Consider the following 23,812-nt stretch of genomic DNA (forward strand, 5'->3'; position numbering starts at 1 on the left):
AGTCCGTATTCCACCGCAACTATGAAGGACGGTCAGCGGTTGCGTTCCTTGAGGGCGCGGTCGATCTCGCGTTGGACATCACGCTTGGCCATGTCCTCGCGCTTGTCGTAGAGCTTCTTGCCGCGACCCAGGCCCAGCAGCAGTTTTACGCGACCGTCGGTATTAAAGTAGAGCTCCAACGGAACCAGCGCATAACCACGGTTGCGAAGTTTGCCGTCAAGAAAGTCGATCTCCTTGCGGTGCAGTAGCAGACGGCGCCGACGGTCGGGATCGCGATTCCACACGCCACCATGGCTATAAGGGTGGATATGCAGGCCGACGAGCCAGCACTCCCCGCCACGAATCAGTGCAAAGGTATCGGTAATCTGGCACGCGCGCTCGCGAATCGACTTGACCTCGGTACCGCTCAGCTCAATACCGCACTCAAACGTCTCATCGATAAAGTACTCGTGATGTGCCGAGCGATTCTTGGAAATGAGCTTGCGCTCGCGCTTACTGGGCATCGCCGGCCTCCTTGGCGCCATCGGCGTTTGAGCCCGCAGCCTCGCGCTTTGCCCTGCGCTCGGCATTAAGCTCGGCATCGCTCTCGCGCACCAGCTTGATAATCGCCGCGCATGCCTCCTCGCCCACCAGGTCGCGGGCACGGACCGTCAGACGCGTAGCCTCCTGCTTGTCGCCGTCGCTTGCAGCATCGGTCGCGCACATGATCAGGCAGATGGCGATCTCGGCCGAAGGCGAGGTCGGCACGCCCTGCAGGGCGAGCTCACCCATCACATGGTCGTCACTCTCGTCCGCGGCATCCGGATAGGTGGTATGGATCTTGTTGAGCAGGCGCGTCGTATGCGCATCATTGGGCGCCAGGCGCAGCGCCAGACGCGCGCAGCCCACAGCAGCCGAAATGTTCTCGGTCTCGGGCTCCAAGAAGTACTGACCCAAGTTGGTGTAGGCGCGTGCGGCGCACTTACCGTCGCTCGCGCGCTCCAGCACCGAGAACGAGAGCGATGCCCACTCCTGCTTGTCCTCGAGCGCGCGGAACAGCTCGGCCAAGTCCAAGCGATAGTTGCAGTTCATGGGATCCCAACGCACGGCCTGCATCAGGGCATTCCGAGCACTCACATAATCCTGCTGGCGAATGTAGGCAAACGCCATGTCGGAGTACAGGCGGTCAAAGGGAACCTCGACCTGCACCAGCTCGCGCGGATCCTTCTCCACGCGGCGATAGGCCAGGCGCTCAAACTTGCTGTCGAAGCTAAAGTACTGGCGCTTCTCCTCCGTCTTGCACTCAGCGTCGATATACTCCTCGGCGAGCTCCACCAGACGCTCAAGCAGCGGCGTCGCCGTAGCCAGGTCGCCCTGCGCCAGATAGTTCTCGGCATACGTGATGTCTTCCAAGCTGATAGGCAGGTCCATGACAACTCCTCGGTCCGGGCGGCAGACTCAACGCGCGCCTTAAATATCGGTCAATACACAAAACCCGGGTCTCTTACGAGGCCCGGGCGTTCAATTTTGGTAGCCCGTACCAGATTCGAACTGGTGATCTCCGCCTTGAGAGGGCGGCGTCCTAAACCGCTAGACGAACGGGCCATATGTAGCAAATGCAATGGCTGGGATGGAGGGAGTCGAACCCCCATTGACGGAACCAGAATCCGCTGTCCTGCCATTAGACGACATCCCAATGACTGCATCGCTGCGCTCGGCTGTGCCTTTGCGCAAGAAAGAAATATACGGGAAGTCCGGCCGTGACGCAAGCCCCAATTTTGACTTTTTTGAAATTCAGTCAAATACGGCCAACACGTGAAGGACCTGTGAAGTCGACCGCTGCACACGAAGGGCAAAACGCCGCGAGCGGTAGCCGTCAACCGTTGGCAGATTCTACCGCGAAAACGATAGCACCAGGCAACACAATCGAAGTATCAATGATCACGTAGATATCGAGGCACCATGGACGAAGAGCTTGATTACCTATGGGAGACCCTGGGCCTCGAGATCACTGCTGACCTTTGGCCCGAACGGGACAAAATCCATCCCACACTGCGCCCCGCCATCACGGTGATGCAGGCAAAATACCGCCGTGCATCCTTTTTGATCATGCGGATGTCATGGCACGCGGGACTCCCCGACCTTAAGCGAATCCAGGCAAGCCTCGTCGAGTTGTCCGGTATGCCGACCGTCATATCCGAGGCGCACCTGGAGCAGCGCCAGCGCGAGCGACTGCAACAGCAGCGGATTCCCTTTATCTGCCCCGGCGTTCAGGCATATCTGCCCTTTATGGACGAGGAGTACTGGAGCGGCAAGCCCAACAAGCACGTAAAGGTCTACGATCCGCACGAATGGGCACAGCTCGAGGATTGAGCCGAGCGAGCCCGCCGATGGAAAACACATCCCACCCCGATCACTCAAAACGGGTCGCACTTTCCGGAGCCGCTACAGCAACGCCTCGGCCCAAGCCGCTTCCCTAAAGCCAGGAATCGCAAAGTCGTCGCCCACCAGCAGCGGACGCTTGACCAGCATGCCGTCGGTCGCCAGCAGCTCGTAGCACTCCCGATCCGTCATGCCCGCATCCAGACGCGCCTTCAGGCCCAGCTCTCGATATTTCATGCCCGACGAATTAAAGAAGCGCCGCACCGGCAGCCCCGAACGAGCAATCCAGGTCGCAAGCTCATCAGCCGCGGGATTGTCCAAAACGATATCGCGGTCGATATACTCTACCCCATGCTCGTCCAGCCATGCCTTGGCCTTCTTACAGGTCGAGCACTTGGGATATTCAACAAACAGTACGGTCATGGGAATCCTCCGAATATAGATCGGCCAACGCAGACACACGCCACACGAGGCGCCTTCGCATGATGGGCCAATTGTAGCCCACGGGTCACACGCTAAACGAACCGTACCCCGAATCCGCGTTTGATGAACGGCAGCAGCTCCATTGCCTCGGGCGTGATATGGCCCGCAACGTTCATGCGCTCGTCACCGGGAAGATCGACCCGCGCAATCTCAAGCTCGCCTTCGTAGCGCCCATATCCGCTATTACTCACAGCGATCGACCCCGCCTTTCGAAACAGGCCGGCACCGGCATCCATCGGCACGGAATCCGGCTTAAGCGTCGTACGCGACTCCTGAGACCTAAAGATGAGGGTGCTCGAATCGGGTCGGTCGTGATGAATCTGCCCACGCACATAGGCATAACCGGGCTCAAGCTCGCATTGCAGATCCACGTATCCGGCGGAAACTTGAGCAAACTGCGTCCAGCCCGCATCGGAAAGATCGGGGTCACCGACCAACACAATGTCGCAATCGGCGCCATGTGCAAGCTCAAGCATATTGAGGGCAACCTTTGACGCGCGACCGCGCTGCGCCTCGACCGTCGGCAGTCCCTCGAATACCGGCCCGCGAACGTTAGCATCACCCGGCACAAAAGCCATGATTTCGAATCCAAGCGCCGCAAGACGAAGATTCACCCGAGCAATGTCCTCCAGAGCTAAACCGGTATAAGGCTTGGGGTAAAAATTGTGGCAGGCGGCAAAACGAGTCACATCGGCACCGGCCTCACGCCACGATGCGATTCCATCAGAACTCACCGTCGATGCATTGACCACAATGCGAAATACACCGGACAGCTCCGCGACCCGCTGGGCGCTAAAGCCATAGTCCAAACGAAGGTATTCCAACCCCAGATCGCGCAGGTCCTCGATGCGCTCAAGCCCGAGCAAATCGCACGTGCGCGGCCCCACATCGGCGATGAGCGCAATGCCGCGGGCGGAAAGCAGCGACAGCACATGACGGACCTTATCGGCATACGCCGCTCCCCCATCCTCGGGAATATGCAGTGAGGTAAACGCATAGCGCGCACCCGTCGCGGCACCGTGCTCAATCGTCCGCTCAATATCCTGCAGAGGGCTGGAAAGATAAATCGAAATACCCGTTTTCACGTTTCAACGCTCCTTTAAAAAAGGCCGGCGGAGCAGTTAGCCCCGCCGGCACAACCATAGCATCAAGAAATCTGTCGCGCGCCGCGAGCCCTGAGCAACACGGCTCGCGATATCAAACTATTCGCCAAAGAACTCGTTGATCTTCTGCTCGTCGACGCCAAAGAACCACGTCAGGACAAAGCCGGCGGCATAGGCAAGCAGCATAGCGGCAACGTAGCCGAGCTGCTGGCCAGGAACGACGATCAGCAGGCCAAACAGACCGGAAACGCCCTGAGAAACCGTGCCGATGTGAAGCAGCGCCGCGAGCGCGCCGCCAAATCCGGCACCCAGGCAGGCCGTCACAAACGGACGAACGAGCGGCAGCGTAACAGCATACATCAGAGGCTCGCCCACACCCAGGATTCCAACGGGAATGGACTCTGCGACGTACTTCTTGAGCTTGGCGTTCTTGGTCTTAAAGTACAGCGCCAAACCGGCACCGACCTGGCCGCCGCCAGCCATCATAAGGATGGGAAGCAGGTAATTGATACCCTTGGTAGCGCCGTCGGGATCGTTGAGCATAGCGTGGATCGGCGTGAGCGCCTGATGCAGGCCGACGGAAACCAGCGGCAAGAAGCCTGCCGACAGGATATAGCCGCCCAGGACGCCCAGCTTCTCGAAGATAAAGGTCAAAACGCTAAAGATGGCAGTCGTCAGCCATGCGCCAACCGGCTGGATGACGAGCATCAGAGCAAAGGCGCCGATGATGAGCACCAGCAGCGGGGACAAGAACGTGTCGAGTGCGTTGGGCATAACCTTGCGAATCTGACGCTCCATCCAGGCAAAAAATGCGCCAGCGATAAGAGCCGCGATCATGCCGCCCGCTGCAGGGTTGTACTGCGCACTGGTGAGCGGCAGCAGAATGGCAGTGGCAGGATCGGCCGCGCCAGGCGCAAGCAGGGGCATGGCGCTGTTGGCGATACACATCATGCCGGCGATGCCGCCCAGCGCAGCGGAGCCACCAAACTCACGTGCCGCGTTATAGCCCACCAAGATGGGCAGATAGGCAAACAGGGCCCAGCCCATGGAACGAATGCCCTGGTACCACCACTCGCCTGCAAGCGCGCCTGCCGTCGAGACGTTAATGACGTTGCAGATACCGTTGATGAGGCCAGCCGCAATGATGCCGGGAAGCAGGGCGACGAAGACATTGGAAATCTTCTTGAGGAAGGCCTGAACCGGCTTGGACTCGTACTTGGCCTTCTGCGCGGCCTTGTTTGTGGCCGCAGCGTCAACCACGCTCTCGTCAGCAACGCCTTTCGCAAGGCCGGTGAGCTTGGAGAACTCCTCGAGCACCTTATTCACCTTGCCCGGACCCAGCACGATCTGCATCGTGTCGTCCGCGACCAGGCCCATCACGCCGTCGAGTGCCTTAATGCCCTCCGTGTCGACGTTGCCCGCGTCTTTGACGGTCACGCGCAGGCGCGTCATGCACGCCGCGTTTGCGAGCACGTTGTCTTTACCGCCCAAAAGGTCCAGCAGCTTTTGAGCCAGCTCTTTGTTCGTCATAACTCCTCCTTGTATTGGGTATCTCGTCTGGATGTCATATCAGCTCACGCCGCACACCTATTGGGCATCGGCATTGCTCTTCTCATGGCCACTCACCGCAGCACGGACATGGCCTCGCGCTCGATCAAGAGCTACCGCAGCCTGCTCGGCATCGCAGTCCAGCAGTACCGAGACAATAGCGGTTTTTACGTGGCCGCCGGCATCTGCAAGCGCCTGAATAGCGCGCTCGCGCGTGCAGCCGGTCGCCTCCATCACGATGTTCTGGCCGCGCACCACCAACTTCTCGTTCGTCTGCTGCACATCGACCATCAGGTTTTGGTATACCTTGCCGATCTTGACCATGGCACCGGTCGAAATCATGTTGAGAATGAGCTTTTGAACCGTTCCCGCCTTGAGCCTCGTTGAGCCGGTCAGCACCTCGGGACCGGGCACGGGTTCAATGGCAAGATCTGCGCTCTCCCCGATCTTCGACCCTTGGTTGCAGGCAATTGCAATGGTCTTGCACCCAGTTGCCTTGGCGTACATAAGGCCGCCCACCACATAGGGTGTACGACCGCTTGCCGCCAGGCCAACGACAAGATCCTTGTCCGAGAGTCCACGCTCCCGCAGGTCGCTCGCGCCAAGCTCCTCGCTGTCTTCGGCACCTTCGACAGCCTTGATAAACGCCGTCTCGCCTCCGGCAATGAGCCCGACAATCAGATCGGGTGACACGCCAAACGTGGGCGGACACTCCGAAGCGTCGAGTACGCCCAGACGACCGCTGGTGCCTGCGCCCATGTAAAAGACGCGCCCGCCGCGCTCGAGTGCCTCAGCAGCCCAGTCGATTGCTGTGGCAACCTGGGGCAGCACTTTTGTGACCGACTGGACGGCACGAAGATCCTCATCGTTCATCGTCGTGACGATCTGCAGCGATGTCATCGTATCGAGGTCCATTGACCTTTGATTACGCTGTTCGGTCGTGAATTTTGTTAAATCGAGCATTTCTTTCACCTCATCTTTCCTGTTTCTCGATGTAGTTTTGCTTAATGACATGCGTCGCCCGTTCGTAGTCGCTGGCAACGTAAGCAGCGTACAGGGCATCGACAACCATAAGCTGGGCCATACGCGAAGCCATGGCACCGCTGCGGACCAAGGGTTCACTCGCAGCGACGCCGAGCACGGCATCGGCCATGGTGGCAAGCTTGGATGATCCATCTACTTTGGTCACGGCCACAACGGGACAGTTGTGACGTTGAGCCTCGGCGGTGCAGTCCAGCACCTCTTGCGTCAAGCCCGAGTAGCTAAAGGCGATTGCCATATCGCCCTCATGCATGTTCTTGGCACACAAGAGCTGATCATGCCAGTCGTCGTACAGATGGCACTCTTTGTCGACACGCATGAGCTTTTGCGCCAGATCGTGCGCGACCAAACGAGAGGCACCGATACCGAACAGATTGACCGCGCGTGCCCGCTTAAGATGGGCCGCGCATCGCTCCAAGACGGTGTAATCGAGCGTTCGCGCCGTCGCTTCGATCGTGCGCACGTTGCTTTTCATCACCTTCCCCACAATGCGTTCGACGCTGTCATCCATGGAGATGTCCTCGAGGGCAACGTCTTTCTTGTCACCCAAGATCGCCAGCTCGGCAATCAGTTCGCGCTGGAACTCCTTGTAGCCCGCAAAACCCAAGCGCTTGCAAAAGCGCAAAATGCTCGAGGGCGAGGAGAATGTGGCATCGGCAAGACCGCGGACGGACAGCCCAACCACCTCGTGCGGATGAGCGCTTACATATGCGATGACATTGCGTTCCGCCGGGCTCGCGCTGAGCTCACGCTCGCGAAGCCGTAAAAGCAATCCGTTTGCCATCTCAAACACCTCCGTTGAAAAGAATTAAAGACCAACGAACGATTCGTACCGGATACAAACAGCTTTTACGGTACATTGTGCCGAATCGTGGCGCACAAAGGGCGAACGTTCTACCGCTCGCCCCTCAAATCCGACCGCTCGGAAATACACGCGACACAAAATAATTCAACAAGGTCGCATTATCGGAAACGGTTTTGTTACCGGCTAGCGCCTCGCATGGGCGCCGATCGGCCGAGTCGCATGGCGCACCAACGTCGCTGCCAGCAATACCAACAGCATGGCGGTGATATAGCCCGCAGCATCGAATCCTAAATCGATAACGTCGAAATGCCTGCCGGGAACAAAGATCTTATGTACCTGATCGCCAACGGAGCAGGCGGCGCAAAAGAGCAATACGGGCACGCAACGGGAGCATACGCTCCACGGACGCCTGGAAAAGCAAACCACGACCACCGAGGCGAACAATCCGACGAAGAAAAACTCTACGGTATGGGCAACGCGACGGACGTTCGCGCCCACCCACATGCGAATGGAAGCAAGTCGGCCAGACCGGACATTCGAGGCAGCCGAATCGGTGCCCCCGGTCATTCCGTTCTCCGTCTGGGCTTCACCCGTGGCATCGGCAGCCTGAACGCCCGTAGCCTGACCCTCCACCACACGCGCGGTGGACTCGCTCAGCAACGACGTCTCCACCGCATTTTGCTCCGTCAGCACCCAGATGCCCGCCAGCGTTACAGCGAACAGAACGATCGCGGTCCATCCGATTATTTGTTTTACGCGCGCCAAGGGCCAACCTCCTTTTTTTGAATATCAGCGAGTGTAGCCCCAAATGACATCGTCACCGTATCAAAATTTGAATCGCAACAGGAAGCGACAAAGCGACTCAAACCCCTACCCCGCCTCGCGCATCCAGCGATCGAACGTCCCCACGCACACGCCCAGGCACTTTGCTGCCTGGCTGCGGGTAATATCGCCTGCCTCATAGCTATCGCGCACCAACTCAAACTGAGGAGGGCACGGCTTGCGAGGTCGACCGAAACGGACCCCTCGCGCCCGCGCCGCCGCAATTCCCTCCGCCTGGCGCCGATGGATATTCTCGCGCTCCACCTGCGCCACGTAGCTCAGCAGTTGCAGCACAATATCGGCAATCAGGGTGTTGGTCACATCCGGCGCGCCGCTGGCCCTGACGCGCGTGTCAAGCAATGGCATGTCCAACACCACAATGGCAACCCCGAGCTCCTTGGTAATGCGCCGCCATTCTTCAAGAATCTCGGAGTAATTACGACCAAGTCGGTCGATAGAAAGAACCACCAGCACGTCCCCGTCTCCCAGGACGTGCAGCAGCTCGCGATAACGCGGTCGATCGAAGTCCTTGCCGCTCGCATGGTCGGCATAAATATTCGCCGAGCCCACGCCATAGGCGCCCAGCGCATCCAGCTGCCGATTAAGGTTCTGATCGCGCGAACTCACCCGCGCATAACCGTACACCGTCGCCATCTCATCCCCGCTTTCTTGTATACCTGCCAAAAAGGGACAGGTTTATTTTGGTAGGTTTTACCTCTCAAATAGCAGGTAAGCGGGCGGCCGAGCAGACGGCAAGGTAGCCACGATTCAAATGCGGAGGGCGGTCCCGAAAGACCGCCCTCCGCTCTCCCGCCACGAGTCGGGATTTGGCTAATGGATAAGCTTAAAGTCCAAGTGCCCACGCGTGGTATTGACGCGCGAGACCTCGATAATCACGCGCTGGCCCAGTTCATAGTGAGTCCCCGTGTCGGCGCCCGTCAGCGTAAGCGCGTCCTCGTCGAACTCGAACCACTCGTTGCCCAGGCTCTTGATCGAAACCAAGCCTTCGACCTGCGTTAAATCCAAGCGCACAAAGAGGCCCATGCTGCTAACCCAAGAGACGGTTCCGGCATAGCGCTCGCCCAGACGGTCCTCATAGTACTGGGCAATCTTGATCTTTTGCGTCGCATGGCTGGCGGCATCTGCCGCGCGCTCGGCATCGCTGCATGCGCGGCAGATCTGCGGCAGAATGCGCGGCAGCGACTCGCGCCCCTTGCCGATCAGCCGCGGCGTACGGACCAAGGCGTCCTTGCCGCCGAGCTGCTCATAGGCCAACTGCAGTTTGAGCACGCGGTGCACCACCAGATCGGGATAGCGACGGATGGGACTCGTAAAGTGACAGTAGCACGGCGCGGCGAGCGCAAAGTGGCCCTCGTTGCGCGGCTTGTACAGCGCACGCTGCATGCTGCGCAGAAGCAGTGTATTGACGAGCGGTGCGTTTGCCGTACCGGCAGCAGCATCAACTGCAGCCTGCAGCTCATCGGGACTTCCCAGGGCAATACCGGCCGCGCGGCGATCATCGATGATGCCCAGCTGCGCCAACGCCACGGCGGCACCGTGCAGGCTATCGGGACTGGGATCATCGTGCACGCGATAGCAAGCCTCAATGTCGCGGTCGGCCAGCCACTCGGCCACGCACTCGTTGGCGAGCAGCATGGCCTCCTCGATTAGCGACGTGGCGCACGAGCGCTCGCGGGCCACGATCTGCACGGGCACACCGTCCTCGTCCAAGAGCGCGCGGATCTCGGCCGTATCAAAGTCGACCGAACCGCGCGCGCGACGAATGCGGCGGCGGAGCTCCGCAAGCTCGTTGGCGGCAACCAAAAAATCACCCAGGTCGACGTTATAGCCGCGGGCTGCTTCTTCGCATGCAAGCCCACGCTCAAGCGCCTCCTCGCGCGAGGCCTCGGCAGCCGCAACATCCTCGGCGGCACCCTCCAGCACCCCATACTCCACCGCGCCGGCACGCACCAGCAGCGCCTCGGCGCCGTCATAGTCCATACGCACACGCGAGCGAATCACGCTGGGGTACGGATCGTAATGCCGCACGCGACCCTGCGCATCGAGCTCGATATCGACGGTAAACGCAAGACGGTTCTCGTCAGGGCGAAGCGAGCACAGGTCACAGGACAGGCGTTCGGGCAGCATGGGAAGCACGCGATCGGCCAGATACACCGATGTCGTACGATGGCGAGCCTCAAGATCGATATGCCCGTCCCAAGCCACATAGTGTGAAACGTCGGCGATATGCACGCCCAGCTTGTAGCCACCCTCGGGCGTGCGCTCCAGCGAAATGGCATCGTCAAAGTCGCGCGCGTCGACCGGGTCGATCGTGATGACAAAGCGGTCACGCAGATCGCGGCGGAGCGGGTCCTTAAGCGCCGCAGACACATCGAGCGAAAGCCCCTCGGCCTCGTCCAGCGCGGCCTCGGGATAGCTATCGGTATAGCCGTAACGCGCCATCACATATTGAACGCCCAAATCGGGCGCGTCATCTCCGCCAATGCGGCGTTCGATCGTCACGGTGCCCGATTCCAGGCGCGTCGGGTAGGTCAAAATGCGCGCGACAACGGCATCACCCGGGTGGACGCCTAGACGATCCGCCGAGGTATCCTCGGGCAGAATGAAGAAGTCGGCCTTCAGGCGCGAATCGAGCGGCTCGATCACACCGAGCGGACCAGCGGTCTGGTACGTACCCACCACGCTTATGGCTGCGCGCTCAACCACACCTTCGATCACGGCGCGCCGCTCACCGTGCGGGCTGTTCTTTATGCTCACGGCAACGGTATCGCCATCCATGATCTCGCGCTTACCGCGGCCCATGACCTTGTAGTCGCCGTTTTCGGTTACAACGTAGGCGCTATGCTCATGGAGCTGCACGCGCCCGGTCAGGCTCGGACGGCGTTCGCTGCGCACCGGCCCGCGCTTATTGCGAGCTCCACGCTTATGCTTGTTATTGCGCCCCATGGCGCCTCCTTGCTATCAATTGCCGTTTACATCCCAAGAGTCTACCCAAATGATTCGCTTTCCTGCCGTCCCCTAGGGATCAAAAAACGGGCCGCCCCATAAGAGACGACCCGTTGGAAGGGGTGAATTCCAGGCATGCCTACACGCGCAGGTAGCGACGCATGGCGATGGCAGAACCAAAGAGACCGATAACCACACCGACCAGGATCAGCGCAGCATAGGTCACCAGGTAGTACTGCATCGGCAGGGCAAACGACATCCAGCCGATGCTCTCCTGCAGACGCGGAATCATCAGATTGCGCAGCAGCTCCAGAACGCCGATGGAAAGCAGCGAGCCCAAAATGGCCTGCAGTACGCCCTCGGTGATAAACGGGCCGCGAATGAAGCCGTTGCTGGCGCCGACCAGACGCATAATCGCAATCTCACGACGACGCGCCGTGATGGATAGGCGAATCGTGTTGTTGATGAAGATGAATGCGATAAAGGTCAGAAGGCCAACGAGCACCACGGCGGCGATGCGGATGTAGTTGGTCACCTGGAACAGGCGGCTCACTTCCTCTTGGCCGTACAGCACGCTCGCGTTGACGTCGCCGTCATCCGCGATCTTCTGGAAGTCGGCGTTCTTCTTGAGCTTCTCTGCCGTGCTTTCGACCTTGGACGGATCGTCCATCTCAATTGCAAACGAAGCCGGCAGCGGGTTCTGGCCATCGAGCGCGCTCATGGTGGCGTCGGCGTTGCCCGACATCTTGCTCGTATACTCGGCCAGCGCGTCGTCCTTGTCCTTATAGGTCACGGACTTGACGTTATTCCACGTCTTAAGCTCGGCCTCAAAAGCCTGAACATCGGCCTGATCGGCGTCATCGCTAATGAACGCGTTGATGACAACCTGATCCTCGACGGTGCCGATCACGGAGTTCAGCATCGCGGAGCCCATGATGAACAGGCCGATGATAAACAGCGAAAGGAAGATCGTGATGACGGCGCCGAGCGAGGTAGTCCAGTTACGGAAGAAGTGGCTGATTGCCTCTTTGAAGGAGTAGCCCACGTTAGTTGGTGCCATAGTTGCCGTAACCTCCCCTCTCCTGGTCGCGGATAACGTGGCCGCCCTCGAGGGCGATCACGCGACGGTGCATGCTATCGACCATCTCGCGGTCGTGCGTGGCGACGATCACGGTGGTGCCGGTGCGGTTAATGCGCTCGAGCAGCTTCATGATGCCCAGCGAGATCGCCGGGTCGAGGTTACCCGTGGGCTCGTCGCAGATCAGCAGCGGCGGACGGTTGACCATAGCGCGGGCGACAGCAACGCGCTGCTGCTCGCCACCGGAAAGCTGGTCGGGCAGCGAGTCCATCTGATCGGCTAGACCGACCAGACGCAGTACCTCGGGCACCTGGCTGCGAATGACGCCCTTGGGCTTGCCGATGCACTGCAGAGCAAACGCCACGTTTTCGTAGGCGGTTTTTTGCGGCAGGAGCTTAAAGTCCTGGAACACGGCGCCAATCTGGCGGCGCAGGAACGGAACCTTGCGGTTCTTGATCTTCATGAGGTCCTGACCGGCAACCAGGATGCGGCCGCTCGTCGGCTTGACGTCACGGTTGAGCGTCGACAGCAGCGTGGTCTTACCCGAGCCGGAGTGACCGACCAGAAAGACGAACTCGCCCGGATAGATCTCGATGTTGATGTCGTCGAGTGCAGGCTTGTTGGGCTGTGCCGGATAGATCTTGGTGACATGCTCCATAAGGATGACGGGCTCGACACCGGCCTGCTTGGCCATCTTCTTGCGGCTGGCCTGCGGATCGATGGGCGCAAACACCGACGTAAAATCGGGGTTGTTGAGCGCGTTATCGAGGCTTGCGACCTCGGCTGCCTGATCGCTCTCGACCACCGGGGCAGCAGGCTGCGTGGGATCGGGAATAGCGGCAAAGAGGCCAGACTGCGCAGGCTGAGGAACCGGCGTCGCAGGGGCCATGGGGTCGGGAATGCCGGCCATGGTAGGCTGCGGCGTGGCGGCGCCAGCCTGAGGCTGCTCCACGCGAGCGGTCACGGCCTGAACGGGCTCAAAACCCGCCGTGCCGGAAAGCGCGACATCGCTGGTGGGATTGTAGGCAAAGGGATCGGATGCCGGCTGTGCCTGATCTGCCGGCTGAGCGGGAGCCTGAGCAACAGGCTGGCCCTCTGAATCCGGAGTGGCGAAACGACTGCCCTGGACGCCCGTCTGCGTCTTGGGGGCATCATCGCCCGCACCGGAGGTACGGAAGTGGTTACCCACTGGTGCTCCTTATCGTCGTGCGTTTAAACTACATGAGCGCTTTGTATTTTAGCAGCATTAGCTTTACTGCACATAAGAAGCATGGCGGGGTTTGGGTCTCACCGGCCGGGCACAGGGTTACTCTCCAAATCGTCCTCGGACATGTCGGAGCCCCCGCTGCGCGCTTCGCGCGGCAGGGGCTCCTCCGTCCTGCGGAAAGATTTGGAGAGTAACCCTGTGCCCGGCCTGCGGTAACTAAGGGGTCGCCGCATTTCTATTAGGTGCAGCAAATGCATACTTGGGAGGGTCTGAATTGCACTTTGTTGGGATGGGCCCTTATCCCAATAGAAATCCTGCTTGATACGGCCTCTTTAGAAGTTGCGGTGAAATAGGGACTGTTTTAGCAGTTAAAAGCCCTAATCAGTCCTTATTTCACCGCAACTGAAACAGGGGCGCTCTCCAAGAGAGCGCCCCTGCCGGGTTTCCATAGTACTGGCGAAGCAGTTTTATAGTTCTGGCGAAGCAGTCCTTGAGATCCGTCTTGCCTTATGCCAAGAACTCCTTGGTGGTCGCCACGATGTTGGCGGCGTCCAGGCCGTACTTGTGCAGGAGCTCGGCACCCGGGCCAGACTCACCGAAGGTGTCGTTGACGCCGATCTTCTTGAGCGGCGTCGGGCACTGCTCGCACAGGACGTCGGCAACGGCGCTGCCCAGGCCACCGATCACAGAGTGCTCCTCGACGGTCACGACGTGGCCGGTCTTGGTGGCGCTCTTGACGATCAGGTCGGCATCGATGGGCTTGATGGTGTGCATGTTGATGACCTCGGCGTCGATGCCCTCGGCAGCGAGCTGCTCGGCGGCCTCGAGAGCCTCGCCGACCATCAGGCCGCAGGCGATGATGGTCACATCGGAGCCCTCGCGCATGACAATGCCCTTACCCAACTCGAACTTGTAGGTCTCGGGGTCGTTGATAACCGGCGAGGCCAAACGGGCGAAGCGCATGTACACGGGGCCGTCGCACTCGTAGGCGGCGCGCGTCACGGCACGGGCCTCGATGTCGTCGGCGGGAACGATCACGGTCATGCCGGGGATGACACGCATCAGGGCGATATCCTCGCAGCACTGGTGCGTGGCGCCATCCTCGCCCACCGAGATACCGGCGTGCGTGGCACCGATCTTAACGTTAAGGTGCGGATAGCCGATGGAGTTGCGGACCTGCTCAAAGGCGCGGCCGGCGGCAAACATGGCAAAGCTGCTCGCGAAGGCGACACGGCCGGTGGTTGCGATACCGGCGGCAACACCCATCAGGTTGCTCTCGGCGATGCCCACATCGAAGAAGCGGTCGGGGCAGGCGGCCTTGAACTTGCCGGTCTGCGTGGCGGCGGCCAGGTCGGCGTCGAGGACCACAAAGTCATCGTGCTCGTTGGCGAGCTCGACGAGGGCCTCGCCGTAGCTTACGCGCGTGGCGATTTTTTTGACGTCTGCCATCCTAGAGCTCCTCTCCGGCGGCCGTGAGCTCTGCCATGGCCTGCTCAAACTGTTCATCGTTGGGGGCCTTGCCGTGCCAACCAACCTGGTTCTCCATAAAGGACACGCCCTTGCCCTTCAGGGTCTCGGCGATAATGGCGGTCGGCTGCCCCTTGGTGGCGCGAGCCTCGGCAAAGGCGGCGCGGATCTGGTCGAAGTCGTTGCCGTCGGCGAGCTCCACCACGTGGAACTTGAACGCGCGGAACTTGTCGGCGAGCGGCATGGGGTCGTTGACCTCCTCGACGGGGCCGTCGATCTGCAGGCCGTTGTGGTCGACGATCACGCAGAGGTTATCGAGCTGCTGGTTGCCGGCAAACATGGCGGCCTCCCAGACCTGGCCCTCCTCGCTCTCGCCATCGCCCAGCAGGGCGTACGTGCGGTAAGTATCGCCCCAGTGCTTGGCGGCAACGGCCATACCCACGGCGGCGGAGATACCCTGGCCGAGCGAGCCGGTGGACATGTCGACGCCCGGGGTGTCGTTCATGTTGGGATGACCCTGCAGGTGGCTGCCGATATGGCGCAGCGTCTCGAGGTCCTCCTTGGGGAAGAACCCGCGCTCGGCGAGCACGGCGTACAGACCCGGAGCACAGTGGCCCTTGGAGAGCACAAAGCGATCGCGGTCGGCCTTGCGGGGATCGGCCGGGTCGACGTTCATTTCCTCAAAGTACAGATAGGTCATGATGTCGGCAGCGCCGAGCGAACCGCCCGGATGGCCGGACTTGGCAGCGTGCACTCCGGTGACGATGCCCTTCCTTACCTCGTTGGCAACCTTTTTGAGCTCTTCGTCGCTCATTGTGCCTTCCTTTCATCCTCTTTAGACAAGATGCGCACGGCACAGAAGGTCGTCCCAACCCAGCCGCGATGCACGTACGTCATTCATTATGCTGGAAACTGGAAGCTTTACCAGAGTATTTATCATTATTTGAACAATTGAGCAGGCAGAACCGCTGATGAAACGGTTTATCAATGTGAACGTCTTTTGGATGGAACGCAGTCGGCCCTACGCGTTAATGTCCTTGAAGCCCTCACCGAAAGTTTCCGTAACGTCGGCCACGGTCACGATGGCGCGCGGGTCGCGCTCGCGCACGATCGTCTTGAGGGTATTGAGCTCTCGACGGCTCACGATGACCATAACCACTGGCTTCTCGGCACCCGAATACATGCCAGTCGCCTTAAACTTGGTACAACCACGACCCAGGCCATACATGATATCGGCAGCGATATCAGGGAACTTGTCCGAGATGATGAGTACCATACGGCGTTTGTTGCCACCATCGACCACGGCATCGATCACGTAGCCGCTAATGACCATCGAAAGGCCTGCATACAGTGCGTTTTCGATTGAAAAGACCGGAGCCGATAGCGCGCATACGGCAACATCGATCGCCATGACGGTCGAGCCCACCGGCAGCGAGGTGTTACGCGAGATGATTTGGCCAATCGTGTCCGAGCCGCCGGTGTTGGCGCCGGCGCGCAACACCATGCCGTAACCGATGCCCGTAATAATGCCGCCCCACATGGCAGGGAGCATCAGGTCCGCATCCGCCAGAGGTGCTACAAACGGGGCGAACAGATCGGTAAAGAAGCCCAGCAGCACAAAGCCCGTCGCGGTCTGCACCACGTAGAACATGCCGCCCTCGCGCATAACGACCAACAACAGCAAGGCGTTCATCACGATCGTCTGAATACCAACGGGAAGCGATAGGCCGCGCGCCGCGCCGACCGCCTGGATAATGGTGGCAAGGCCCGTAACGCCACCGGCGGCAAGACCGTTGGGAATCAAAAACAAGTCGGTCGCGATGGCGGCCAAGGCACACCCCAACATGATCTGGGGCAGGTCGTGAAAGAAGTTCATCGAAAGAATGCGCTTGATGTCCAGACGATATGCCATGCTGCCTCCCTCAAAAAAGCGCACCCAAACGGATGCGCTTTGAACTTCTTCTTGTATTCGATTCTACCGATTCGCCGGACAAAAACCACCCCTGCGCAGGGTTTATTCTGGATACAAACCCGTCCAACCGTTGGGCTTAGCATCGGTTTGAAGCCGCCCGATGTTTTAGACCTCCGAGCCTTCTGCATCGGCGTTGCCGGTGGCCCAGCGATGGTAGCCAATAACAAACGGGTCCAGGTCGCCATCGTCAAGAACGGCCTCGACATTGCTGGTCTCCACGCCCGTGCGTAGGTCCTTGACCATCTGGTACGGGTAGAGCACGTAGCTGCGGATCTGGTTGCCAAAACCAATCGTGGTCTTGGGTCCGCGAATCTCATCGAGCGCCTCGGCACGCTTCTCGAGCTCAATCTCGTACAGGCGAGCCTTGAGGATCTGCATGCACGCGGCCTTGTTCTGGATCTGGCTGCGCTCGTTTTGGCAGGTGACCACAATGCCGCTGGGGAAATGCGTCACGCGCACGGCGGAGTCGGTGGTGTTGACGCCCTGACCGCCCGGGCCGCTCGCGTGGTACACGTCCACGCGGATGTCATCGGGACTGATCTCGATGTCGATATCATCGGGTAGCACGGGGATGACCTCGACGCCGGCAAACGTGGTCTGGCGGCGCTTCTTGTCGTCGGTGGGGCTAATGCGAACCAAGCGGTGGACGCCGGCCTCGGCGCGCAGCATGCCAAATGCGTCCTTGCCCTCGACGGTAAAGGTCGCGCGGTCGATGCCGATGACCTCGGCTGCGGGACAGTCGTTGATGGTGACCTTCCAGCCGCGACGCTGGCAGTACTTCATGTACATCTTAAAGAGCATGAAGGTCCAGTCCTGGGCCTCCAGACCACCCTGTCCGGGCTTGATGGTCACAATGGCATCGCCGTGATCGAACTCACCGGTAAACCAGCTCGAAAGCTCAAGCTCATCGATGGCCCGGGCCAGGCGCTCAGCCGTGGCTGCAGCCTCCTCGCGAAGGGCGGCGGCGTCGGGGTCATCCCCCATCTCCTCGGCAAGCTCCAGCGCGGCGCGGGCATCGGAAAGCTCGCCGCGCGCGGTGTCCACGGCAGCGATATCTTCCTTGGTGCGCGCGATCTCCTCCATGGTGGCACGGGCGGCGTCGGCGTCATCCCAAAAGCCAGGGGCAACACTTTTGGCCTCGAGCTCGAACACGCGGGTACGCTTCTCGTCCAGGTGGAGATACGACTCGACCTCACCGAGCCGGTCCGCAAACGCGTCCAGCTCGGCGGGCGTTACCTCTAAAGCCTCAGCCATTAACGATTCCTGCCGTGGCAGTACTTAAACTTCTTGCCGCTACCGCAGGGGCACGGGTCGTTGCGGCCCACGTTGACGTACGGATCGTCGCTCTCGGACTTGCGATAGGTGGTCACCTTGCCACCGTTGTTGACGGCAGCCGGACCACCCTGGACAGCTGTGCGGGCCTGCACCTGCGCCTGCTTGCGCAGCACCGAGCCGCCGTTGTCACCATCGACCTCGGCAGGACCGGAGAAGTGCGCACCCTCGAGCGCGGGCTCCTCCTTGTGCTCCACGGCACGCGGGGCAGCCTTGATCTCGATGCGCAGAACCGTACGCAGGTAATCCTCGTACATGGTATCGACGAGTATCTGGAACGCGCCGTAGGCCTCGGTCTTGTACTCAACCAGCGGGTCGCGCTGGCCAAAGCCGCGCAGGCCGATGCCGGTCTTGAGGTAGTCCATCTCCTGCAGGTAGTTCATCCAGCGGGTATCGATGACGCGCAGCATGACCTGGGTGTTGAGCTCGCGCATCAGGTCCTCGCCCAAGCGCTCGGCCTTCATGTTGTAGCACTTCTCTACGTAAGCCAGGACATCGGCAGCCAGGGCCTCATAATCCTCGTCGGGGAACTTCGGCGTATCGATGTGGCCGGTGAGCTCCACAACCCACTTGCGCAGGCCCTCCAGGTCGCGCTCGCCATCGTGACTGTCCTTGGTGCAGAACTCCTGCACGCAGCGGTACACGGTGTCGTGCATGACCTCGGTGATGTGGTCGGTCAGGTCCTTGCCGTCCAGAATCTTATTGCGCTCGGCGTAGATGACCTGGCGCTGCTTGTTCATGACGTCGTCGTACTCAAGGACGCTCTTGCGCATGGAGAAGTTGATGCTCTCGACCTTGTGCTGGGCGCTCTCGACGGCCTTGGAGATGATCTTGTGCTGGATGGGCATGTCGTCGCCCATGTCGGCCGTGACCATCATCTTGGAGACGCGGTCCATCTTGTCGCCGCCAAACAGGCGCATGAGGTCGTCCTCGAGCGACAGGTAGAACTGGGTCTCGCCCGGATCGCCCTGACGGCCGGAGCGGCCGCGCAGCTGGTTGTCGATACGACGGGACTCGTGGCGCTCGGTGCCGATGACGGTCAGGCCGCCGGCGGCAAGCACGCGCTCGCGCTCGGCCTTGCAAGTCTCCTTGGCCTCGGCGTTAAACTGCTCGAGCTGTTCGGGCGTCACGTCCTCCATGGTCAGGCCCTCGTACTCCAGGCGCTCGCGCACCAGCTCGTCGGGATTGCCGCCCAGCAGGATGTCGGTACCACGACCGGCCATGTTGGTGGCGATGGTCACGGCGCCGTAGCGTCCGGCCTGTGCCACGATGTGGGCCTCGCGCTCATGGTGCTTGGCGTTGAGGACCTCGTGAGCGATGCCGCGCTTGGTAAGGGCGGCGGACAGCTTCTCGGAGCTCTCGATGGAGACGGTGCCCACCAGGACCGGCTGGCCCTTGGCATGACGCTGCTCGACATCGTCGGCGACGGCGTTGTACTTGGCCTGAATGGTGCGGTACACCAGGTCCTCGTGGTCCACGCGCTGCACGGGCTTGTTGGAGGGGATGACCTCGACGGGCAGCTTGTAGATCTCGCGGAACTCGGCATCCTCGGTAAGTGCCGTGCCGGTCATGCCGGAAAGCTTGTCATACAGACGGAAGTAGTTCTGCAGGGTGATGGTGGCCAGCGTCTGGTTCTCCTCGCGCACGAGCACGCCCTCTTTGGCCTCGATGGCCTGGTGCAGGCCCTCGGAGTAACGGCGGCCTTCCATAATGCGGCCGGTGAACTCGTCGACGATCTTGACCTCGCCGTTGGTGACCACGTACTGCTTGTCGCGGTGGAACATGTACTGGGCCTTCAGCGCCTGCTGCAGGTGGTTGACCAGCTGACCGGAGAGATCGGCATAGATATCATCGATACCCAGGCGGCGCTCGATCTTCTTAAGGCCGCGCTCGGTGGCGGCAATGGTGTGCTTGGCCTCGTCCATGACGAAGTCGCCCGTGGGCTCAACGTCCTCGGTGGCGGTGAGCATGTCGTGCGACACGTCCTCGCCGCGCTCAAGGCCACGCACGGCACGCGCGAAGTCCTTGTAGGTGCTGGCGGACTTGGTGCCAGCGCCCGAGATGATCAGCGGGGTGCGAGCCTCATCGATCAGGATGGAGTCAACCTCGTCGACGATGGCGTAGTTGTGGCCACGTTGCACGCGCTGCTCGGGACGGGTAACCATGTTGTCGCGCAGGTAATCAAAGCCGAACTCGGAGTTGGTGCCGTAGGTGACGTCGGCCTGGTAGGCCGGGCGCTTGAGCTCGAGCGGCATGTTGTTCTGGAGCAGACCGACGGTCATGCCCAGGTACTTATAGATGCGGCCCATCCACTCGGAGTCGCGCTTGGCAAGGTAATCATTGACAGTAACGACGTGCACGCCCTTGCCGGCAATAGCGTTGAGATAGCCGGCCAACGTGGAGACGAGGGTCTTACCTTCGCCGGTCTTCATCTCGGCGATGTGGCCCTCGTGCAGTGCCATGGCGCCAATAAGCTGCACGTCAAAGTGGCGCATACCCATGGTGCGCTTGGAAGCCTCACGCACGGTGGCAAAGGCCTCGGGGAGCATGTCGTCGAGCGACTCGCCGTTGGCGTAACGCTCGCGGAACTTATCGGTCTGGCCGCGGAGTTCCTCCTCGGTCATCTTCTCAAACTGGGGCTCAAGACCGTTGATCTGGTCGACGATCTTGTAGTAGCGCTTAAGGTCCTTATCGGATCCAAAGGACAGCAGCTTTGACATGAATCCCATGTGGTTTTCCTTTTTGGCCATCGCCCACGCCGTGCAGCTGCGGGCGAGTTAAACACAGATGATTGTACTTTAGCCAAACAAGGCGCGGCCTATACGGTCGACCTCGACCGCCACGTAATAACTATGACCAACCTGCCAAAAAAGGACAGGTTTATTTTGACAGGTTTTATCTGGGCAAACGCCGCCTCTCTGTCATTTGGTGCCATGGGGACAGGTTAGTTTGCACTAATTAAAAAGAAAAGGGCCGCGCACCCAAATGGATACGCGGCCCTTTAGCCACGAATGCGAGCGATTCCTCGGCGAGCTATTTACTCAGCAGCCTCGGTGGTCTCGGCCTCGGCAGCGGCCTCCTCGACGGGAGCCTCTGCGGGAGCCTCGGCGGCCTGCTTGGCAGCCTCCTCGGCAAACTTAGCAGCACGCTTGGCCTTCTCGGCAGCCTTAGCCTCAGCGGCGGCCTTGCGAGCGGCCTCGGCCTCAGCAGCCTTGGCAGCCTTGGCAGCCTTGGCCTCCTCGGCCTTCTTGAGCTGGGCGGCAGCGGCGCCACCGAACTTGTCGGCGAAGCGCTGGACGCGTCCACCGGTGTCGACGAACTTCTGCTGGCCGGTGTAGAACGGGTGGCACTCGTTGCAAAGCTCAACCTTCATCTCGGACACGGTAGCGTGCGTCTTGAAGGTGTTGCCGCAGGAGCACGTCACCGTGCACTCGACATACTGGGGATGGATACCCTGCTTCATGGTAGGACTCCTTATTGGTCAGGCGCTGGTTACCGATCAGCGCATAAGGCGTCTTGGTTTCCGACCAAGACAACAAACTCGGCTATGGTACCACAGCGCCGCGCGTCCCACAAAAGGTTCACGGTCTTTGTGCAACACGGCGTGGCCAACCGCAGCGGACACGCACCCTGTTGCCCCTTCTCCCATGTTGCAGACGTGTAACGCCGCAGTAAGCACACCCCTTTTGGCGCCAGACAGGTACAATGATGAACACTGTACCGTAGCGGAGCGCCCGCGCGCGCCGCAACCACGCGAAAGGGTTTCCCATGGCCGAGATCTCGTCCTCCCGTATCGTCATCACCGTCCTTGGCAAGAACCGCCCCGGCATCGTCGCCGGCGTCACCCGTGTCCTGGGCGAGGCCAACGTCGACATCCGCGACATCACGCAGTCCATTATCGAGGACATCTTCACCATGACCATGCTGGCCGATACCGCCGAGTCCAAGCTCGACTTCGCTGAGCTGCAGAAGGCCCTGGCCGAGGCCGGCGAGCTTTCGGGCGTCAACGTGTCCATCCAGCGCGAGGACGTCTTTAACTTTATGTACCGCCTGTAGCGAACAAGCCGCTGGGGATAGCCTGACGCGCGCATGCCAATGCAAGCCACCCCGATGCGGCCCGGAGAGGAGCGCGCATGGCCTACGACGCCAAGAAAATCTATTACCGCTTCGATGACCACTTGAGCCGACTGGTTCTGGATTACGAAGCAAGCCGCCAGATTTCGTCTGAGAGCGAAAGCCTCTACCACGGCCTGCCGACCGACCCTTATGACGAGGACCTGTTTGTCGAGCACAATGTCAAGCGCGGCCTGCGCAATGCCGACGGCTCGGGCGTGGTCGCGGGCCTCACTCGTATCTCGGATGTGCACGGCTACAACAAGGTCGACGGAAAGGTCGTGCCCGATCAGGGCAAGCTCACGCTTCGCGGCTACAGCATCGAGGATCTGGTCAACAATGCCCAGGCGGAGAATCGCTACGGCTACGAAGAAGTCGCCTATCTGCTTATCACGGGTTCGCTGCCCAACAAGGAAGAGCTCGACGGCTTCTGCGAGCGCCTAGGTGCCTTTAGACATCTGAGCGACGAATACGTCCGCGAGTTCCCCATGACCACGGTGTCGTCGAGCATCATGAATGTGCTTCAGCGCGCCGTGCTGCTGCTCTACGCCTTCGACGCCGAGCCCGACGCCATTACACCCGAGCACGAAATCGACGTCGCCATCTCCATGCTCGCCCGTCTCCCCCGCATCGCCGCCTTCGCGCATATGGCCTCGGTCGCCAAGCGCCGCGGCTCCGAGGTTCATGTACCGCACCCCACACCCGGCCTCTCCACCGCCGAGACCATCCTGCAGGTGTTGCGCGGCGGCATGGCATTCACCCGCGACGAAGCCATGCTGCTCGACGTGATGCTCATGCTGCATGCCGAGCACGGCGGCGGCAACAACTCCACGTTCGCCTGCCGCGTGCTGTCCTCATCGGCCACCGACCCGTATTCCGCCTACGCCGCGGCTATCGGCTCGCTCAAGGGCCCGCGCCACGGCGGCGCCAATGCCAAGGTCGTGTCTATGCACGAGGACATCCGCGCGCATGTCTCCAATTGGGAGGACGAGGACGAGGTCGCGGCCTACCTGGGCAAGATCCTCGACAGGCAGGCCTTCGACGGCACGGGTCTCATCTACGGTATGGGCCACGCCGTCTACACGCTGAGCGACCCGCGTGCCGAGGTGTGCCGTCGTTACGCGCGCACGCTTGCCGCCAAGAAGGACCTGGGCGAGGAGTTCGCGCTCATCGAGCGCATCGAGCGCCTGGCACCGCAGGTGATGCGCGACCACGGCATGACCAAGCCCATCTGCGCCAACATCGACCTGTACACGGGCTTTATCTACAAGATGCTCGGCGTGCCCGAGACGCTCTTTACGCCGCTATTCGCCGTCGCCCGCATGGCCGGCTGGTCGGCGCACCGCATGGAAGAGCTCTTCTGCGCGCACCGTATCATCCGCCCCGCCTATCGTCCGGTGATCGAGCCGCTGGAGTACAAGCCGCTCGCCGACCGCTAGGACGCGGACCGTTATAGAACTCGAGCGTGGTCAGGGCATCACCGCCCTCGGCCACGCTTTTTATGCCAGTAGAA

21 protein-coding genes and 2 tRNA genes are annotated in these 23,812 nt (G+C 60.6%); 3 read left to right on the forward strand and 20 right to left on the reverse strand.

Annotated elements, in window-relative coordinates:
• Positions 1-32: 32 nt before the first annotated feature.
• The 4 genes from smpB to KTF55_RS04045 all read right to left on the reverse strand — a co-directional run bounded on the left by smpB (position 33) and on the right by KTF55_RS04045 (position 1,675).
• Complete coding sequence (smpB, locus tag KTF55_RS04030; protein WP_006235325.1) at positions 33-503, reverse strand: SsrA-binding protein SmpB; 471 nt, start codon at positions 501-503, stop codon at positions 33-35.
• Entirely contained in the window at positions 493-1,410 is a 918-nt protein-coding gene (locus KTF55_RS04035; RefSeq protein WP_117564212.1) for a hypothetical protein, read from the reverse strand. The genes smpB and KTF55_RS04035 overlap by 11 nt, the downstream gene beginning before the upstream one ends.
• Positions 1,411-1,507: 97 nt before the next feature.
• A tRNA-Glu gene (locus tag KTF55_RS04040) sits at positions 1,508-1,584 on the reverse strand.
• A gap of 17 nt (positions 1,585-1,601) precedes the next feature.
• A tRNA-Gln gene (locus KTF55_RS04045) sits at positions 1,602-1,675 on the reverse strand.
• Positions 1,676-1,941: 266 nt separating this feature from the next.
• Between KTF55_RS04045 and KTF55_RS04050 the strand changes: the two genes are divergently transcribed.
• A complete protein-coding gene (locus KTF55_RS04050) occupies positions 1,942-2,352 on the forward strand; it encodes a hypothetical protein (RefSeq protein WP_117564211.1) in 411 nt (136 codons plus the stop codon).
• A 72-nt stretch (positions 2,353-2,424) separates the two neighbouring features.
• On the opposite strand, the gene KTF55_RS04055 is transcribed toward KTF55_RS04050, so the two are convergent.
• The 16 genes from KTF55_RS04055 to rpmE form a co-directional block, all read right to left on the reverse strand.
• The gene (locus KTF55_RS04055) at positions 2,425-2,784 is read right to left on the reverse strand and encodes an arsenate reductase family protein (protein ID WP_195191958.1); all 360 of its coding nucleotides are present in this window, start codon (positions 2,782-2,784) and stop codon (positions 2,425-2,427) included.
• A 92-nt stretch (positions 2,785-2,876) separates the two neighbouring features.
• Positions 2,877-3,929, reverse strand: coding sequence for a MupG family TIM beta-alpha barrel fold protein (locus tag KTF55_RS10140; RefSeq protein ID WP_217108026.1), 1,053 nt, complete (start codon positions 3,927-3,929; stop codon positions 2,877-2,879).
• Between the two features lie 117 nt (positions 3,930-4,046).
• Positions 4,047-5,477: a PTS transporter subunit EIIC gene (locus KTF55_RS04065; protein ID WP_217108027.1), complete on the reverse strand. Its 1,431-nt coding sequence runs from the start codon at positions 5,475-5,477 to the stop codon at positions 4,047-4,049.
• Positions 5,478-5,534: 57 nt separating this feature from the next.
• Positions 5,535-6,458: an N-acetylmuramic acid 6-phosphate etherase gene (gene murQ / locus KTF55_RS04070; protein WP_217108028.1), complete on the reverse strand. Its 924-nt coding sequence runs from the start codon at positions 6,456-6,458 to the stop codon at positions 5,535-5,537.
• A 10-nt stretch (positions 6,459-6,468) separates the two neighbouring features.
• Positions 6,469-7,320: a MurR/RpiR family transcriptional regulator gene (locus KTF55_RS04075; RefSeq protein WP_217108029.1), complete on the reverse strand. Its 852-nt coding sequence runs from the start codon at positions 7,318-7,320 to the stop codon at positions 6,469-6,471.
• 204 nt (positions 7,321-7,524) lie between these two features.
• A complete protein-coding gene (locus KTF55_RS04080; protein ID WP_217108030.1) occupies positions 7,525-8,106 on the reverse strand; it encodes a VanZ family protein in 582 nt (193 codons plus the stop codon).
• Between the two features lie 105 nt (positions 8,107-8,211).
• Positions 8,212-8,817 carry a recombinase family protein gene (locus KTF55_RS04085; protein WP_035137411.1) on the reverse strand — a complete coding sequence of 202 codons (606 nt, stop codon included), beginning with the start codon at positions 8,815-8,817 and terminating at the stop codon, positions 8,212-8,214.
• A gap of 177 nt (positions 8,818-8,994) precedes the next feature.
• A complete protein-coding gene (locus KTF55_RS04090; RefSeq protein ID WP_217108031.1) occupies positions 8,995-11,130 on the reverse strand; it encodes a ribonuclease R family protein in 2,136 nt (711 codons plus the stop codon).
• A gap of 139 nt (positions 11,131-11,269) precedes the next feature.
• Complete coding sequence (ftsX, locus tag KTF55_RS04095; RefSeq protein WP_217108032.1) at positions 11,270-12,190, reverse strand: permease-like cell division protein FtsX; 921 nt, start codon at positions 12,188-12,190, stop codon at positions 11,270-11,272.
• Positions 12,177-13,397: a cell division ATP-binding protein FtsE gene (ftsE, locus tag KTF55_RS04100; protein ID WP_117583023.1), complete on the reverse strand. Its 1,221-nt coding sequence runs from the start codon at positions 13,395-13,397 to the stop codon at positions 12,177-12,179. Before ftsE ends, ftsX begins: the two co-directional genes overlap by 14 nt.
• Positions 13,398-13,922: 525 nt before the next feature.
• Positions 13,923-14,864: a transketolase family protein gene (locus tag KTF55_RS04105; protein ID WP_217108033.1), complete on the reverse strand. Its 942-nt coding sequence runs from the start codon at positions 14,862-14,864 to the stop codon at positions 13,923-13,925.
• A 1-nt stretch (position 14,865) separates the two neighbouring features.
• Positions 14,866-15,696 (reverse strand): transketolase, encoded by an 831-nt coding sequence (locus tag KTF55_RS04110; RefSeq protein ID WP_035137416.1) that lies wholly within the window; start codon positions 15,694-15,696, stop codon positions 14,866-14,868.
• Positions 15,697-15,903: 207 nt separating this feature from the next.
• Entirely contained in the window at positions 15,904-16,794 is an 891-nt protein-coding gene (locus KTF55_RS04115; protein WP_217108034.1) for a YitT family protein, read from the reverse strand.
• Positions 16,795-16,959: 165 nt separating this feature from the next.
• Positions 16,960-18,108 (reverse strand): peptide chain release factor 2, encoded by a 1,149-nt coding sequence (gene prfB, locus KTF55_RS04120; RefSeq protein WP_195521201.1) that lies wholly within the window; start codon positions 18,106-18,108, stop codon positions 16,960-16,962.
• Positions 18,108-20,915, reverse strand: a complete 2,808-nt coding sequence (gene secA, locus KTF55_RS04125; RefSeq protein WP_217108035.1) for a preprotein translocase subunit SecA — start codon at positions 20,913-20,915, stop codon at positions 18,108-18,110. The genes prfB and secA overlap by 1 nt, the downstream gene beginning before the upstream one ends.
• A 308-nt stretch (positions 20,916-21,223) precedes the next feature.
• A complete protein-coding gene (gene rpmE, locus KTF55_RS04130; RefSeq protein WP_006235303.1) occupies positions 21,224-21,649 on the reverse strand; it encodes a 50S ribosomal protein L31 in 426 nt (141 codons plus the stop codon).
• A gap of 305 nt (positions 21,650-21,954) precedes the next feature.
• Here rpmE and KTF55_RS04135 point away from each other — a divergent pair, with 305 nt between their 5' ends.
• Positions 21,955-22,242, forward strand: coding sequence for an ACT domain-containing protein (locus KTF55_RS04135; protein ID WP_006235289.1), 288 nt, complete (start codon positions 21,955-21,957; stop codon positions 22,240-22,242).
• A gap of 77 nt (positions 22,243-22,319) precedes the next feature.
• A complete protein-coding gene (locus KTF55_RS04140; protein ID WP_217108036.1) occupies positions 22,320-23,738 on the forward strand; it encodes a citrate synthase in 1,419 nt (472 codons plus the stop codon).
• Positions 23,739-23,812 lie beyond the last annotated feature (74 nt).

Source organism: Collinsella sp. MSK.8.10, from assembly GCF_019041915.1.
Classification (GTDB): Bacteria; Actinomycetota; Coriobacteriia; order Coriobacteriales; family Coriobacteriaceae; genus Collinsella.

Coding starts and splice junctions, on each gene's coding strand:
- smpB (WP_006235325.1), bottom strand. CDS start 503: ATGCCCAGTAAGCGCGAGCGCAAGCTCATTTCCAAGAATCGCTCGGCA.
- KTF55_RS04035 (WP_117564212.1), bottom strand. CDS start 1,410: ATGGACCTGCCTATCAGCTTGGAAGACATCACGTATGCCGAGAACTAT.
- KTF55_RS04050 (WP_117564211.1), top strand. CDS start 1,942: ATGGACGAAGAGCTTGATTACCTATGGGAGACCCTGGGCCTCGAGATC.
- KTF55_RS04055 (WP_195191958.1), bottom strand. CDS start 2,784: ATGACCGTACTGTTTGTTGAATATCCCAAGTGCTCGACCTGTAAGAAG.
- KTF55_RS04065 (WP_217108027.1), bottom strand. CDS start 5,477: ATGACGAACAAAGAGCTGGCTCAAAAGCTGCTGGACCTTTTGGGCGGT.
- murQ (WP_217108028.1), bottom strand. CDS start 6,458: ATGCTCGATTTAACAAAATTCACGACCGAACAGCGTAATCAAAGGTCA.
- KTF55_RS04075 (WP_217108029.1), bottom strand. CDS start 7,320: ATGGCAAACGGATTGCTTTTACGGCTTCGCGAGCGTGAGCTCAGCGCG.
- KTF55_RS04085 (WP_035137411.1), bottom strand. CDS start 8,817: ATGGCGACGGTGTACGGTTATGCGCGGGTGAGTTCGCGCGATCAGAAC.
- KTF55_RS04090 (WP_217108031.1), bottom strand. CDS start 11,130: ATGGGGCGCAATAACAAGCATAAGCGTGGAGCTCGCAATAAGCGCGGG.
- ftsX (WP_217108032.1), bottom strand. CDS start 12,190: ATGGCACCAACTAACGTGGGCTACTCCTTCAAAGAGGCAATCAGCCAC.
- KTF55_RS04105 (WP_217108033.1), bottom strand. CDS start 14,864: ATGGCAGACGTCAAAAAAATCGCCACGCGCGTAAGCTACGGCGAGGCC.
- KTF55_RS04110 (WP_035137416.1), bottom strand. CDS start 15,696: ATGAGCGACGAAGAGCTCAAAAAGGTTGCCAACGAGGTAAGGAAGGGC.
- KTF55_RS04115 (WP_217108034.1), bottom strand. CDS start 16,794: ATGGCATATCGTCTGGACATCAAGCGCATTCTTTCGATGAACTTCTTT.
- prfB (WP_195521201.1), bottom strand. CDS start 18,108: ATGGCTGAGGCTTTAGAGGTAACGCCCGCCGAGCTGGACGCGTTTGCG.
- secA (WP_217108035.1), bottom strand. CDS start 20,915: ATGGGATTCATGTCAAAGCTGCTGTCCTTTGGATCCGATAAGGACCTT.
- rpmE (WP_006235303.1), bottom strand. CDS start 21,649: ATGAAGCAGGGTATCCATCCCCAGTATGTCGAGTGCACGGTGACGTGC.
- KTF55_RS04135 (WP_006235289.1), top strand. CDS start 21,955: ATGGCCGAGATCTCGTCCTCCCGTATCGTCATCACCGTCCTTGGCAAG.
- KTF55_RS04140 (WP_217108036.1), top strand. CDS start 22,320: ATGGCCTACGACGCCAAGAAAATCTATTACCGCTTCGATGACCACTTG.